Origin of the sequence: Alteromonas sp. P256 (assembly GCF_036864455.1) — a bacterium.
Classification (GTDB): Bacteria; Pseudomonadota; Gammaproteobacteria; order Enterobacterales; family Alteromonadaceae; genus Alteromonas.
Genome location: NZ_JAZETM010000003.1, coordinates 103,032 through 118,216 on the forward strand (window position 1 = coordinate 103,032; position 15,185 = coordinate 118,216).

Here is a 15,185-nt window from a genome sequence, read left to right on the forward strand (position 1 = left end):
CGTTTTATTTTCGACGTTTAGCTAGCGCGTTTTTTAGAAACAGCAGACCAACGGCGAAAGCCAACCATTGCAGCAAGCAATGTTAGAATTCCTCCCATTGAGCCACCAGAACTATCTTCGTCCTCATCGGGTATTGGAAGCGGAGCTGGCTCGTCAGCGACTAAATTGAACGTAGCAATAAACGGGTCGTGGTCAGAGCTTCTAAAAGGACCAATATCAGTAAACGCATAACCTTCTTCATCTGGGTAGAATCGAAGTGCCTGGTTATATTGAAGTTGATAGGCTTCAACAGAATTGATGTTCCAATGTGTGCCATCAACGGCGTCTTCTAGCATGGCATCGCTTGCTAATACGTGGTCTAGGCTACCCACTTGCTCGGTACCAAAGAACCAGTAAGAAAAACCATCTTCATCAAAGGTTTCTGCAAGATTATGATAACCATAGCTTGCGTCCACCTCGACAGATTCACCCTCATCCATTCCAGTGTTAATCGCAGTTTTAATCGTGTAACCGCGGTTTTCTGGCGTGTAGTCGGTAAGCACTGCAACAGGGTCTTCTGCGCTGTAAGCATTTAAATCGCCCAATATTATTTTGCGCTCAGGCAGTGTTTCCTCATTTAGCGCATTACCTAGCGTGATGGCAGCAGATACACGAAGTGCGTTACAGCTACCCTGAATGGTATCAATATCAGAAGGCGCTTCTGCAACATCTTCGGCACACTGCGAGCCCTTTGACTTGAAGTGGTTGACTGCAACGGCAAACGTTTCGCCGCTTTCAGTGTGCTCGAAGGTTTGCACTAGCGACGGACGCATTCTCGCTAGTCTATCTTCCGATACTTGTTGTTCAGGCATCGCCACTATTACTGCATCGCCTTGTGGCGTTACCACTGTGCCGCGATACAACAGCCCGACAGTAATTGCGTCAGTGCCAATTTGCGAGTTATCAGCAGTACTGATAAACGCGTATTGCTCTGCTTCGCCAAGCTGAGCATTAATGGCATTAAGTAAAGACTGAATGGCACTATCATCGCCAAAACCATCGTTCTCGATTTCCATGAGGCCGACCACGTCAGCATTTAAATCAACAATGGCTTCTACTATACGACCTTCTTGAAGTGCAAAAGCCGCTTCGCTTCCAGCGCCGCGATTATCGTCGTAGTCGAACGTCAGTTCACCGTTTGCATCTTCATCACCATTGAAATAGTTCAGGACGTTAAAGGTAGCTACTGACAGATTACCCTCGCTGACCACTGGGGTATCTTCGCGGGTAGAGGTAACCGCAATGACGTCCGTAGGATTGATGCGGTAAGTCCCAAAACTGAAATTCAGCGGGCCCGATGCAGACACAGTGTCGCCAATACGAATGGTATTTGCGTAGCTAAAGTTGGGGAAGAAGCTGATGGCATCTGGGTATTGTGAACCGCTGTTATCTTCAATAGTTAATAGGCTAGCTTCGCTCTCTGTCTGTGCAGCAGCAAAAGCATCAGAAAGGGGAGGGGCAATATCGCTTGGCTGACGTTTAACACTATCACTCACCACAATTTCACCGAAACGCCAAAGCGAATTGGTGCTGGTTACCGTGGCATCGGTGACGCTAACTAACATTCCTTCAATAGCTTCTAAATCTTCTTCGTAAGGCATTGAAATGCTAGTGGTCATGACATCATCGCTCGCACCGCAATCTTCAGCTACAACATCACTATCCATCTCTATGGTGGTCATGCCAAAGTTTTCAGTCACGCTTCCATATAAACGAATAACATTGCCAACTGTGATGTCCGTCTCGCCTTCGACAATTATCGCCTCAGATGTCGTTGCATCGCCATCGCTATCAGCGTTTTCTTCTTGAATAAAGAAGCCGCCTTGTCGTGTACCCGTAATTATGGCTTCAACAATATGACTATTTCCTGCTTCTTCAGAGGCAGCGTCAGAGCCTTGTATTACGCTGATGAGTGTTGCATCTTCGCCACAAACGCCTAGCGCAACTGGTGGCTCTACAGGTGGAGCTTCTACATCACCGCCGCCTTCTGTGGTAAAGGTACCTAAAGGAAATGGCGTAGATGCTTCTGCGTTAGTGTTAGCACCGTCAAGGGCATCAACACCGCTGTATGCCCAGTTTTCATCATTAAAAGTTCCTGCGTTTGCGGTTTGTCCATTGCTACGGTAGGCCCATCCATCTAGGTATTCCCAAGCAGTGCCGTTACCATCAACGTTTATGTCGCCAAAGGTATCAATAACGTTGCCGTCTTTGAAAAGCTCGACTGCATCATCACCATTAATACCCATTGCTGAGCTATCAAAGTCTGGAGCCATACCGAAAAAGCTAGTAAAGCCGTCTATTTCTGAGGCGATATACAGGTACGTTCCTGCTGACGCACTTTGAACTGGAAACGTAAATTCTTCACCATCGCTACCGCCACCGTTATTGGCACTTCCAATGCCATACTCGGATAGGTCAGAAACGTCATTTATCACATAAAGCTCAACTGCTTTTGGTACACCGCCCGATAAAGGGCCGTCAATCACACCGCTGATGACAATGTCGTTTGCCAATGCGACGTTAGTTGCTGCAGAAAGTGAGAGCGCAGATAGGATCCCTGCGCTAAGTAAAGATAGTGATGTTCTCACGTCATTTTCCCTTTTATAGTAGTGTTTTTTTATTTTTTTATGCCCGTGAGGGCAGGCAACATTATTGTTGCTTACACTACCGTATAGGGATTTTTTAAGCGTAAATATGACTTAAGTATATTCAAGCTGTTTTTTGATATTTCATTTATAAACAGTGACTTAAGTTGTATAGGTAAGTTTATTTATCACATTGGCTATCGCTAAGGAGCTCAGTAATAGCGTTAAGTAACAGTACTGCGTTGTTTTTAGTAACTAAAAACTCGGTGAAGTAATGCACTAGCGTAAGATACGCGCATACCTTCACAAAAAAGTGCATATCGAAGCGCACCCCTTACAAAAGCAGATCATGACAAAGCCAGCTCCTCGCAAAAGTATGCATAATCATCGAGCACTTTATTTGCATATTCATTCGAGGCGGTGACCATGTGTTCACGTGCGTCTGGCAATAATTTACAAGCAGCTGTGGCAAATCGCGTGCTGCGACGGTCTCCACGACAATGCGCCAGCGCCAATGAATAGCCACAAAGCTCTGCAAAGTAGTTAAAGCCGCCTTGGTTTGCTTTTTTGCCCATGACGACATCTTCAGGTGAAATGCCAACTTTTGCGTGATGTCGCGAACGGATGAGATAGTGCTTATTGTCAAAAATCGCTTCGTCGAGGATAAGGTCCGGATTACGCTGCATTCGTCGCTGGCTTCGCGCGGTTAAATGAGCAGGATTAAGCTGATTGACGGGGCAAAGGGATGCGAAGTGATGAAGCGGAGCAGCTTCACGCTGTTGTTTCACTTCTACGATATGACAATGGGAAAAACTCACCGAAGTATGTGGTTTTTTGGGACCGACTAAAAAATAGAAGCGGTCGAGGTTTACCGAGCCGGTTCCGGCATCCTCGCGGCGCACGATATCAACCACTGAGTCATCCATAAAGGGCGCAAAGGCGTTGTAGAGTGCAGAATATTCTTCGTTAGTTAGCGGAGTGAATTTTGCGCTGTTCGATTTAAATGACAAAGTCCCATCATTAAAGACTACCGCCCGTGCAAGGGCACTTCTTGTTGTAAAAGCGCTGCCGTTAGCGCTTCTCAATACTGCCTTATCGTAAAGCTTGGCCAATTTTGTGGCTACTTTATCAGGTCGCCAGTTAACCGCTTCGTTAATCACGGCTTCATCTTCGGTCACTCTACGGCAGGTTTCGATGTAAGCGCTTAAAAAAGCATGTTGTGCGTTTATCACGTCGGTTTTGCTAATGACGGGTTTTGTTGTGTCAACGTCGTTATCCACAAAGACCCCACTTACAATACCTTCACAATGTATCTGAGATAGAGTAAATGACGTGAGCAACCGCATTATGTCCCAGTGCGCTCTGCCAACGCAGGCATCGTCAAAATCGTTGGGTGAAAAGATAACGGTATCACCGTGGGAGCCCTCTTCGGTAAGAAACCCAAAATTAGACAAGTGGCAATCACCCACAATACTTGTCAGAGGAATGGCATTGAGGTTGTCTGGCAGGGATATGACCCCATTATATACGTCGGAGTAAAATAGCTGTGCAGTACCGCGGAAGAAAACAAAAGGGCTTGAAGCCATTTTTATATGTTTTCCGATCGTCCTTGACGGTGTCGAACCATCAATTCTGGCAATGTCTTGGGCAAGTCGCGAGTTTCGCATTAGACTACTCCGGTGTTATATCGCGTTGTTTTTAATCATATTTGATAAGTTTTAATCGTTCGATTCAATAACTTGATTAGACGATTCACATTTACCAATTAGTGTTTTATAAATTAGCGCGCTATTCTTTGCATCAAGTTGAAGGGCACTTGAATTTAGCGAAACAAAAATTGCAAAACCAAGTGGTCATAAAAAACGTAAAGATTACGCTCGTATGCTACTGGCTTACGAATCTAATTTAAAAACATTCTTTCTTAAACCATAACGGAGAATCTAAACATGGCAATGATCAATACTGCTATTAAGCCTTTTAAAGCAACAGCATTTAAAGACGGCGAATTTATTGACGTAAGTAGTGAAGACATTAAAGGCAAATGGTCAGTATTCGTATTTTACCCAGCTGACTTCACATTTGTATGCCCAACTGAGCTTGGTGACATCGCTGATAAGTACGAAGAGCTACAGTCTCGTGGTGTAGAAGTATTCTCAGTATCTACTGACACTCACTTCACTCACAAAGCATGGCACGATTCTTCAGATACAATCAACAAAATCAAATTTGCAATGATTGGCGACCCAACGGGCGAAATCACACGCAACTTCGATTGCATGCGTGAAACAATGGGCCTAGCTGACCGTGCAACGTTTGTTGTAGACCCAGAAGGTATTGTACAAGCAATGGAGATCACGTCTGAAGGCATCGGCCGTGACGCAGATGACCTAGTACGCAAAATCAAAGCGGCTCAGTACGTAGCGAACAACCCAGGTGAAGTATGTCCAGCAAAATGGAAAGAAGGCGAAGCAACACTAGCACCTTCACTTGACCTAGTTGGTAAAATCTAAGTACTGACGTAACTAATGCGTTTTTCCAAAAACGCAATTAGTTGATAGGGAGTGAATTCTCGCTCCCTCTATTCAATTTTTATTTAACTTTCCAGTTTCCGCTTATAAGTTGACCATCAAAAATGGTTGGCGGGGATCGGCATGTCGAAAATAAGGCAGGACAACCGTGTTAACTAAAGAAATTCTACAAGCATTGAAGGGTTATACCGAGAAAATGCAAAAAGACGTAACCTTTGTCGTACAGACCGGTGAACACAGCAAGCGTGAAGAGCTTGTTGGCTTTCTGTCCGACATTGCAGGTATAAGTGATAAACTTAGCGTTGAAGAACGCGACACAAACGGCGTACTTCGCAGCTCTGTAAGTTTTTTATTAGAAGCTGATGGCAAAGATACGGGGATCAGATTTTCAGGTATACCGGGCGGTCATGAGTTTAACTCACTGATTCTGGCCATGCTGCATGCTTCAGGAACCGAATTAAAGCTGGATGACAGCGTAGCGTCTATAGTAAAAGCAGTGAGCGAGCCACTCAATTTTGAAGTGTTTATCAGCCTAAGCTGCCACAACTGCCCAGAAGTCGTTCAAGCACTAAATCAGTTTGCGTTAATCAATCCAAACATTACGTCTGAGATGATAGACGGCGGTTTGTATCAAAACGTTATTGAAGAACGTGACATTCAGGGCGTACCAAGCGTTTACTTAAACGGCGAACTATTCGCTAACGGTAAAGTAGATGCTGCTGTACTTATTAATAAGCTTATTGAACAAAACCCAAGTTTAAAAGACGCCAACAAAGGCGAGTCAATGCCGTTACAAGACGTAACTGTTATTGGCGGTGGTCCAGCTGGTGTGGCATCTGCTATCTACAGCGCTCGTAAAGGCTTAAAGGTATCGGTTATCGCAGAAACATTTGGCGGCCAAGTTAAAGACACCATGGGCATTGAGAATTTAATTTCAGTGTCGAAAACCACAGGCCCAGAGCTTGTAGGTAACTTGATGGAACACGTGCGCGATTATGACATTACTCTTAAAGAGCATGTGCGTGTTGATAACATCGAAAAAGGCAATATCAAAACGATTACGCTTTCTTCTGGCGAGCAAATTCGTACTCGTAGCCTTATTGTTGCCACCGGCGCTCGTTGGAGAGAACTAGGTGTGCCTGGTGAGAGAGAGAACGTAGGTAACGGCGTGGCATATTGCCCACACTGTGACGGTCCATTCTTTAAAGGAAAAGATGTTGCTGTGATTGGTGGCGGTAACTCAGGTATTGAGGCAGCCCTTGATTTAGCCGGTATTGTGAAATCGGTGACTGTTTTTGAATTCATGCCTGAATTAAAAGCAGACCAAGTATTGATTGATCAAGCAAACAAGCGTGACAACATTACCATTATCAAGAATGCGGCAACGCGTCAGATTTTAGCTGAAAATGGCAAAGTAAATGCTATCGAGTACCAAGATCGCAGTACCAACGAGGTGCACACGAAAGAGTTAGTTGGTGTGTTTGTTCAAATTGGATTGGTACCGAATAGCCAATTTATGAAGGATACCGTTGAGCTTACTCAATACGGCGAAGTTGTTATTGACGGTAAATGTCATACTTCTGAGCCTGGCATATTCGCTGCCGGAGACGTGACAACAGTGCCTTATAAGCAAATCGTAATCTCGATGGGCGAGGGTGCTAAAGCGTCGCTAGCTGCTTTTGAATACTTGCTAAGTCATGAAGTAGCTGACACTGAAGAAACTAGCGAAAAAAATAGCGAAAAAGAAACGGAAGCTGCCTAACTAAACAGCGTCAGCAGATACCAAAACCGGATAAGTTTACTTATCCGGTTTTTTTATGGGCATGGTCCAGTCGAATTTAGGCACGACTTTGGAACTTGCGTTCTTCAGTGTTCACTTTAATCCATTCGCCAGTGCTGATGTATTCAGGAACTTGTACCACAAGGCCAGTAGATAAAGTAGCCGGCTTGGTACGCGAGGTTGCTGAAGCGCCTTTGATTGACGGGTCAGTTTCAACCACTTCTAGCTCTACGCTCATCGGCAAGTCGAGGGCAACGGGCACATCACTCACAATTAACACCTGAATAGACTCAGTTTTTTCATTGATGAACAAGGCTTCATCAGCAATACTTTCTTTGTTTAGATGATAAGGCGTGTAGTCTTCGTTATCTAGAAAGACAAATTCGTCGCCGTCCATGTATGAAAACATCACCGGGCGGCGCACTAAATCAGCCATCTCTAACATGTCTGAGTCTTTAAATGTTTCGTCGAATTTAGCGCCGCTGACGACATCGTACATACGCATACGATATATGCTTCCGCCAGCGCGGCCCTGAGGTACTGAACGATCAATATCTCTTACAATACATGTTTTTCCACCGTAAACGATGGTGTGATTTTTTTTAATTTCACTTGCCTTTGGCATGGTCTTACCCTGTTATTAATGGCTTTATCTACGCGTCGCCATGTTAAGTTTCCCTACTATCTTCCGCTATTTTGCACGAATGAGGAAGAGGATTGTAGCTAAAGTTAATTCTATAAATCATAGTTTAAAGAAATTGGCGTTCATGTTGTGGACGATTTGTGGGCGATGAGAGTTAGGTGAGCAGCACCCGTGCGGTTTTAATTACGCTTATTGCGTTTCCATGTACCGCCGTAAATATAATCACTACAAGCAGATGCCTCTAGCTGGCAAGTTTTACAGATTATATGCCACTCGCCCTTGTAACTAACGCGATACTGAACATCCGCTTCCACCTTGCAGTCGTCACATTGTCGTGGCGGCCTTTCTCTTGTCTTTTTTCCCACTTACGTTTTCCTTCCTACACTTTCCACCTGGTACTTTCCTACTTGTACTTTCCTACTAAGAAGCCCACCAACTCAATGGTTATCTATTTACGCTGACAAGCCCTAGATTTTCTTTGCCATCACAACGGCGATTGCCGAGCCTTTACCTACCATGTTACCCCATAATTTCATGGCACGCGTTGGGGGAGTAGTCATTGCATTGTACGCTTCGTCTCTGTGACTTTGCTCGTCTGACTGGCACTGTCTAAATTTTTCCAACACATCAAAGGGCGTAGGTTCAACGCTCTCAAGCAGGCCGCACTGTTCTTCGTAGTGCTCATCAACAAAATACTCAACGCAATAGATGGTATAAAAAAACCAGTTACGCCCCAAAACCCTTGGAAGAAAACCTGTCATAAAGCCTGCTACCATCCACAGCAGTAGCATATAGCTGCCTCGAAACGGGGGCATGTGGTTTTCAAATATATCGAGATGATTCTTTTCAGTGGCCAGATGCTCAGAAGCAAACGAAGACACGCTCTCTTTTTTCTTATGCTTTTCCTCTTTTTTTCGACTCTGTGTTTGCAGGCTTAACTTAGCCCAAAGGTCTGCCACCATGCTTACTAAGAAATCGGCGGTAAGGGCGCCGCGGTAAATCCAAACTGCTCCAGTCTCGCCGGCGTGACTAGCTCGTAACTCTTTGTCTACTAGACTTATCGAATTGTCGGTCATCGCTTTACTTATTATCGACATTACTTTTCCTCGTTAGTAGGGGGCCAACAACCCATAGAAAGCTACGCATAGCACAACTAGCTGTACCGTATTAATTAACACGGTAAGGCGATGGTATATTTGGAATTTCTTTTCCTGTTTGTTATCAGTGGCGTGATTTGCCAGCGGCATAAGTATCTGACGGCTAACAATAAAGCCGAGTGTGACAGGCGCTATTAGCCAGGCCACTTGCCAATGGCTGCTTATAATTGCAGAAGCGGTAGCAAGTAAACTCAGTGCGCCAAAATACAAATAATAAAAGGGAAAAAAGGTGCGAATAAAAGGCCGGGCGACTTCGCTCGGGAGTTTTATAAAAATTAATGGCGCGAATAGGGCTTGGAAAGTCACCATGCCGCCAACAATAACCACAAGACACCCGCACAATAGAAGAAACATAAACACAGCACTCGTAATAAATGAGTAGTTAATACCGCTGTGGCTACAGTAAAAGATTGATACTTAACGAATTGTAATTTTTAAAAAGACGAGGCATAAAACTCGGTGCATACGCTAGACATTTAACCATTTGGTTTGCCAAATAAGGACGGGGTCGCTGACAAAGTGACCAGCAAAGGGCAGCGTGGGCCAGAATCAGTAAAGAGCAGCGTGGGCCAAAATAATAGGACCTAGGAAACATGATTCAGTACAGCATGACTTAATATAACTAAAATAAAGAGTCTATTTTTACATAGAGTTGGTAAATTGATAAAAAAAACATGAGATTGCACCGTGGGCACTGCCATTTTTCGCTTCCTTTTTCGATTCCTTTCAATAGCGCTTTTTCTTCTTTGTATATGCGCGGCCTATTTCTCTTTTTGGCCGGTACCCATTTCACCCGCATCTTGGCATGCACCAAAAGATAATGGGCTTGTTGGAAGTTTCAAGCAGAATGAAAAATTAAAGGCGCTTCGACGCATACCAATGGAGTTGCAATAAGTAACAGTGGCGATAGCGTACTTGTGAATGAAACGGGAAAATACCGCGTATTACGCTATTGGCTAAAAGGCGTTAATAAAGGCAGGGTGACTGTGTTTATGGATAACCTACCAGGGTTTCCAGATAATATTAGTACCACCAAGGAAGGGGATTATTGGCTAGGCTTTGCCGCACCGCGCAACAGCATGATTGATGAACTGTCTGCTAGTCCTTTCTTAAGAAAGGCCATAATGCGCTTGCCCGCTGCGCTGCGTCCAAGTGCAGAGGCTCTCGGGCACGTGATAAAAGTGAGTTCAACAGGTGAGGTACTACAAAGCCTACAATCTGCCGAAGGGGGCTATGCGTTTACCACCGGTGCACTTCAAACGGCGGACGGGCTTTATATCTCAAGTTTAACAGAGCCTTCCATAGGTTTTATCCCTAGTGCAGAAATGCCATTTGAAGACAGTGAGTGACTCTTTTCAACACGCCCTCATTTTAAACGAGCAATGTCCTAACAATCTTTCAGTAGGATTCTCGCTGTGCCAGTAATATTCTCGCTGTGCACTAATTTTGTCATTAGCGTTTGTTTACAAAATTTTAAAGTAGATAAATGTTAAATTGCGGATGTGTGTGGCAATATCGATGTAGAGTTTATTATTTGATCAGTGCGCTGCAAACAAATTGCAGGGTTTGCGCAAAGCTACGTTTACATAGATAGCTACGTTTACTTCACTGGTTGCTACAAGGAATATTTGTATGAAGGTAAGCAATTTTTCATCACTAAGAGAGCTCACGATAGCCGCTCTTGTAATTTCATCTGTAACTGCGTGCGGTGGTAGTGGTTCTTCTACTTCTAACACCACACCTGAATCGAGTGTCGCTCCTCCTTCTCCTCCTGTGTCAGAAACGCCAAGTGAACCTGACTGGCAGGCAGGCGTTTACGAGCCGGAATCAAATTTTATCAATCAATGTGAGTCGCCAAGAAGCGGTATCGATCCGTTTTCAGGTAATTCTTATCCTGATGAAGCTGGCACTGCAATGGATGAAAAGCTGTGGATGCGCTCATGGACTAACGATACATATCTTTGGTATGACGAAGTAGATGATAACGACCCTGCTAATTTTTCAATTGCAGCGTACTTTGATCAACTCAAAACCACAGAGCTTACGCCTAGCGGTACTCCTAAAGACAATTTTCATTTCTCCCGCGCTACCGATGAATACAATACATTAACTCAAACCGGGGTGTCATCGGGTTACGGGGTTGAGTGGGAGTTTGTTAGTTTAACCGCGCCTAGAGAGCTCATTGTGCAGTATACCGAACCTAATTCGCCTGCAGAGACTGCGGGCATACCCCGTGGTGCGTCGCTGAAAACCATCGACGGCGTAGATTTCGTTAATGCCAATACTCAGGCCGAGGTGGATGTGATAAACGCAGGGTTATTTCCCAGTGAAAGTGGCAACACTACCAACCTGACTTTTGAGCTTGTAGACGGTAGCGAGCTATCTGTGAGCGTTACCTCTGCTGACATAGAAGTATCGCCAGTTCAAAACGTCACCGTGCTTGAGACCAGCGCGGGCAAAATGGGGTATTTCCAGTTCAATACCTTTATTCGTACAGCGCAAGGCTCGCTGATAAGCGCATTTGACCAATTTGTGAATGACAACGTTACCGAGCTTGTTATCGACCTTCGATATAACGGTGGTGGGTTACTTGCTTTAGCGTCTCAGCTTTCTTACATGGTGGCGGGCCCAAATCAAACTGACGGCGCTATTTTTGAGACGTTACAGTTTAACGATAAGTATCCAACAAGAAACCCGGTAACCGGCTCTACTATAAGTCCCACACCGTTTTACTCAACAGAAATAGATTACAATGCAGGCTTGCTCACCAATACGTTACTTCCAAGTTTATCGCTAACCACAGTTTATGTAATTACGACCGGTTCTACCTGCTCTGCCAGTGAAGCGGTGATTAACTCATTGCGCGGTGTAGATGTAGAAGTAGTGCAGATTGGTACACCCACGTGCGGAAAACCTTATGGGTTTTATCCAACAGATAACTGCGGAACCACCTATTTCACTATTCAATTCCAAGGTGTGAATAACAAAGGGTTTGGTGACTTCGCCGATGGCTTTATTCCTAGCTCAACGCCTAACTTTGACTTTGAGTTACCAGGTTGCGATGTGCAAGATGACTTCACAAAACCACTTGGAGATGCCAGTGAAGGTATGCTGTCAGCGGCAATACAATATGCAGAATCTGGTGCATGCCCAGTGAGTACTGCATCTTCAACGTCGGCACCTTTAATATCTGGCTCGCAACCTAATGCGTCATCTGACAGCCAAGCAAGTGGTCAATCTAACGCAAGCGAGTCGTTGCTAGCGATAAAGCCACCTCATACACAGCGAGATGAGTTGATACTGCACAATAAAATTAACGAGCCTATCCTTCGAGGCGACAACTAATGGCGTTTTTTAAGCGCAGAAGAGGCGCCTGTACACGTATTGCAAGCACTGCTATTACTTCAGCGGCATGGGCGCTAAGCAAAGAAAAGCGCAAAGAAAAGCGCAAAGAAAAACGCCTGTCAGCCTGTGTGTTGACGCTTGTTTTGACAGCGACAGTAGGGTGCACTTCCACAAAAGCTGATTTACCTGAAATGGCCTTACTTGAAACAGCATCTCAAACTGTGGCGACCTCGCGAGCTGAGATAGATAGCGTGGCTGTTATCGAAACGGCGATTGGTCAGTGGTTTGGCGGCATGGATATCACCCTTGCAGATACTGCGTTTACTGTGTCGTCTACCTTAAGTATCGAGCGTAAGGGCATAGTGGATAAGCGAGGTTTGCCTCTTGACGGCAGGCACGGTAACGCAGCATTTGTTTTTACGTTGCTAAAACGCGGTGATGAATGCTTTATCCGTAACGAACAGAACAATGAAGAGATGTTGCTTGACGGAGTTGATTGTGTGGCAGCGAAACGATAGTTCACTCTAGTTATGATACGCGAATTGCGGTATGCGCATTCTTGAAGACAAAAAGGGCCTTTTAGTTATCAAAAGGCCCTTTTTTAGTTTTTTTAAGCTTGTGATTAACACTGCTTTTTTTTATGGCGATCTCTTTCGTTTATTTAGACCGCGCTTATCTAGACCGCTGGGCTTTAGGTCTGTGTGACTTGTTGCCAACGTTGACAGCCTGGTTGCCGCTAAATCCGCCTTTGCCTCCGCTCCTATTTGAACCAGAGCTTTGCTCCTGACGGCCTCCTGATTTGATGTTCTGGGTGTTGCTTTTACCACCGGCCTTGCCATTGCTTTTACGCTGGAATGACGGAGGTAAGCCGGTGTGCTTAGTCAACGCTCTCTCACCTTTGCGCCCACGTTGCGCTTTTTGACGCTTTTCATCGGCGGTTTCAGGTGGCACTAAGTGCTGAGGACCGCGACCAATAAGATCTTCTCTGCCCATATTAACCAACGCTTTGCGAATTTGCGCAAAGTTTTTAGGGTCGTGATAACGCAGCATAGCCTTGTGCAGACGACGATGAATTTCACCTTTTGCTGATGGCACTTCTTCACTGTCTTTTGTGACTTTACGAAGAGAGTTTACCTCTGTGTGGTACATGGTGGTTGCTGTGGCCATGGGCGAGGGGTAAAAGTTTTGCACTTGGTCTAGTTTAAACTTATTTTCTTTAAGCCATATAGCAAGACTCAGCATGTCTTCATCAGTGGTGCCTGGATGAGAGGCAATAAAATACGGAATTAAGTACTGCTTTTTGCCTGCTTCTTCAGAATATTTATCAAATAGCTCTTTAAAGCGATCGTAGGTGCCCATGCCAGGCTTCATCATTTTCGAAAGCGGGCCATCTTCTGTGTGTTCAGGGGCAATTTTTAAATAGCCACCCACATGGTGTAAGGCCAACTCCTTAACATATTCAGGATCTTCAATGGCTAGGTCGTAACGAACGCCCGAAGCAATAAGAATTTTCTTTATTCCCGGTAAGTTACGCGCTCGGCGATATAGGTCTATCGTCGGCTTATGATCGGTGTCCATGTGGGCACAGATGCTGGGGTATACACAAGATGGGCGACGACAGGTTGCTTCCGCTTTAGGACTCTTACAGCGTAAGCGATACATGTTGGCCGTAGGGCCGCCCAAATCAGAAATGACGCCGGTAAAGCCGGGTACAGTATCGCGAATTTGCTCTATCTCTCTGATGATAGAATCTTCAGAGCGACTTTGAATAATACGGCCTTCGTGCTCGGTAATAGAACAGAACGTACAGCCACCGTAACAGCCTCGCATAATATTGATGCTGAAGCGGATCATGTCGTAGGCTGGAATTTTCGCATCACCATAAACCGGATGAGGTATGCGCTGATACGGCAAATCAAACACAGCATCCATTTCTTCAGTTTCAAGGGGCATCGCTGGTGGATTTATCCAAATATGCCGGTCGCCGTGGCGCTGCATAAGTGCTCGTGCGCAGCCTGGGTTTGTTTCTTGATGCAAAATTCGCGATGTGTGGGCGTAAAGCGTTTTGTTATCTTTTACCGTTTCATAAGCAGGAAGTTTAACGTACACATTTTCCCAAGGTTTACGCTTTTCTTTCTCTTTTTGAGGTGGCTGAATAACAATGGGCGCTGCGTCGGGCGCTTCGCTACTTTTGCTATTTTTTTCCTCAGAATCACATTCCGGCTCCATAATGTATGGGCTTGGAATAGGGTCTATTTTGCCAGGACGGTCAAGGGATGTGGAGTCTACACCTTGCCACTCGGGCAACGCCTCTTTCACAATAATTGCGGTGCCGCGAATATCGCGTATGTCTGCTATATTTTCACCCGCTGCTAAACGGTGCGTGACTTCAACCAATGGACGCTCTGCATTACCAAAGAAAAGCATATCGGCTTTTGAATCGAATAATACCGAACGGCGAACTTTCTCGCTCCAGTAATCGTAGTGAGCAATGCGGCGCAAACTGGCTTCAATACCGCCAGCAATAACGGGCACGCCCTTAAACGCTTCACGACAACGCTGTGCATACACCGTTACCGCTCTATCTGGACGCTTACCACCTACGTTGCCCGGCGTATAGGCATCGTCATGACGTAGCTTTTTGTCTGACGTGTAGCGGTTAATCATGGAGTCCATGTTGCCGGCAGTCACACCAAAATAGAGATTAGGTTTGCCAAGCTTCATAAAGTCGTCTTTGCTCTTCCAATCTGGTTGAGCAATGATACCTACGCGAAAACCGTGAGCTTCTAACACACGACCTATTACCGCCATACCAAAACTTGGGTGGTCTACATAGGCGTCGCCGGTCACCAAAATAACATCGCAGCTATCCCAACCTAATGCATCCATCTCCTCCTTTGACATAGGAAGAAACGGCGCTGTGCCGAGGCAGTGGGGCCAATATTTAGGGTAAGAAAACAGACTGCGGTCGGCTTTAATGGTGGCTTGCATAATGATCACATATAAAAAAACAGAGTTTGCCTGAAAAGCTTGGGCGTGTTGGCGCTAGGCAAATTTTCAGAAATGGGCCGTAATTATAGCAGTGTTGCTGCGGTGGGGGTATAGCGC

Annotated in this window: 11 protein-coding genes; 5 read left to right on the forward strand and 6 right to left on the reverse strand. The window is 45.3% G+C overall.

The features are described from left to right. Positions 1-17: 17 nt before the first annotated feature. Together V7R39_RS06095 and V7R39_RS06100 are read right to left on the reverse strand one after the other, a co-directional pair. A complete protein-coding gene (locus V7R39_RS06095; protein ID WP_334029335.1) occupies positions 18-2,627 on the reverse strand; it encodes an ExeM/NucH family extracellular endonuclease in 2,610 nt (869 codons plus the stop codon). A gap of 344 nt (positions 2,628-2,971) precedes the next feature. Then, positions 2,972-4,291, reverse strand: a complete 1,320-nt coding sequence (locus tag V7R39_RS06100; RefSeq protein WP_334029337.1) for a DUF2252 family protein — start codon at positions 4,289-4,291, stop codon at positions 2,972-2,974. 285 nt (positions 4,292-4,576) lie between these two features. On the opposite strand from V7R39_RS06100, the gene ahpC reads away from it, so the two are divergent. Both ahpC and ahpF read left to right on the forward strand, forming a co-directional pair. Next, positions 4,577-5,134 (forward strand): alkyl hydroperoxide reductase subunit C, encoded by a 558-nt coding sequence (ahpC, locus tag V7R39_RS06105; RefSeq protein WP_438823436.1) that lies wholly within the window; start codon positions 4,577-4,579, stop codon positions 5,132-5,134. Positions 5,135-5,300: 166 nt separating this feature from the next. Beyond that, complete coding sequence (gene ahpF / locus V7R39_RS06110; RefSeq protein ID WP_334029340.1) at positions 5,301-6,914, forward strand: alkyl hydroperoxide reductase subunit F; 1,614 nt, start codon at positions 5,301-5,303, stop codon at positions 6,912-6,914. Between the two features lie 76 nt (positions 6,915-6,990). Here ahpF and efpL read toward each other — a convergent pair whose 3' ends face one another. From efpL to V7R39_RS06125, 3 genes are all read right to left on the reverse strand, one after another. Then, the gene (gene efpL / locus V7R39_RS06115) at positions 6,991-7,557 is read right to left on the reverse strand and encodes an elongation factor P-like protein EfpL (protein WP_032096555.1); all 567 of its coding nucleotides are present in this window, start codon (positions 7,555-7,557) and stop codon (positions 6,991-6,993) included. Between the two features lie 485 nt (positions 7,558-8,042). Beyond that, positions 8,043-8,672, reverse strand: coding sequence for a demethoxyubiquinone hydroxylase family protein (locus tag V7R39_RS06120; protein WP_334029343.1), 630 nt, complete (start codon positions 8,670-8,672; stop codon positions 8,043-8,045). Positions 8,673-8,684: 12 nt separating this feature from the next. Beyond that, positions 8,685-9,086 (reverse strand): DUF4149 domain-containing protein, encoded by a 402-nt coding sequence (locus V7R39_RS06125; protein WP_334029856.1) that lies wholly within the window; start codon positions 9,084-9,086, stop codon positions 8,685-8,687. A 563-nt stretch (positions 9,087-9,649) separates the two neighbouring features. On the opposite strand from V7R39_RS06125, the gene V7R39_RS06130 reads away from it, so the two are divergent. The 3 genes from V7R39_RS06130 (at position 9,650) to V7R39_RS06140 (ending at position 12,595) form a co-directional block, all read left to right on the forward strand. Then, positions 9,650-10,081 carry a hypothetical protein gene (locus tag V7R39_RS06130; RefSeq protein ID WP_334029345.1) on the forward strand — a complete coding sequence of 144 codons (432 nt, stop codon included), beginning with the start codon at positions 9,650-9,652 and terminating at the stop codon, positions 10,079-10,081. Positions 10,082-10,364: 283 nt separating this feature from the next. Next, positions 10,365-12,077 (forward strand): S41 family peptidase, encoded by a 1,713-nt coding sequence (locus V7R39_RS06135; RefSeq protein ID WP_334029347.1) that lies wholly within the window; start codon positions 10,365-10,367, stop codon positions 12,075-12,077. After that, on the forward strand, positions 12,077-12,595 hold the full coding sequence (locus V7R39_RS06140) for a hypothetical protein (RefSeq protein WP_334029350.1): 519 nt from the start codon (positions 12,077-12,079) through the stop codon (positions 12,593-12,595). Before V7R39_RS06135 ends, V7R39_RS06140 begins: the two co-directional genes overlap by 1 nt. 154 nt (positions 12,596-12,749) lie before the next feature. Here V7R39_RS06140 and V7R39_RS06145 read toward each other — a convergent pair whose 3' ends face one another. Further along, complete coding sequence (locus V7R39_RS06145) at positions 12,750-15,068, reverse strand: YgiQ family radical SAM protein (protein WP_334029353.1); 2,319 nt, start codon at positions 15,066-15,068, stop codon at positions 12,750-12,752. Between the last annotated feature and the right edge of the window lie 117 nt (positions 15,069-15,185).

Excerpts from the sequence above, each read along its gene's own strand:
- V7R39_RS06120 (WP_334029343.1), bottom strand. The coding sequence starts at position 8,672 with ATGTCGATAATAAGTAAAGCGATGACCGACAATTCGATAAGTCTAGTA.
- V7R39_RS06145 (WP_334029353.1), bottom strand. The coding sequence starts at position 15,068 with ATGCAAGCCACCATTAAAGCCGACCGCAGTCTGTTTTCTTACCCTAAA.
- V7R39_RS06140 (WP_334029350.1), top strand. The coding sequence starts at position 12,077 with ATGGCGTTTTTTAAGCGCAGAAGAGGCGCCTGTACACGTATTGCAAGC.
- V7R39_RS06135 (WP_334029347.1), top strand. The coding sequence starts at position 10,365 with ATGAAGGTAAGCAATTTTTCATCACTAAGAGAGCTCACGATAGCCGCT.
- ahpC (WP_438823436.1), top strand. The coding sequence starts at position 4,577 with ATGATCAATACTGCTATTAAGCCTTTTAAAGCAACAGCATTTAAAGAC.
- V7R39_RS06100 (WP_334029337.1), bottom strand. The coding sequence starts at position 4,291 with ATGCGAAACTCGCGACTTGCCCAAGACATTGCCAGAATTGATGGTTCG.
- efpL (WP_032096555.1), bottom strand. The coding sequence starts at position 7,557 with ATGCCAAAGGCAAGTGAAATTAAAAAAAATCACACCATCGTTTACGGT.
- V7R39_RS06125 (WP_334029856.1), bottom strand. The coding sequence starts at position 9,086 with ATGTTTCTTCTATTGTGCGGGTGTCTTGTGGTTATTGTTGGCGGCATG.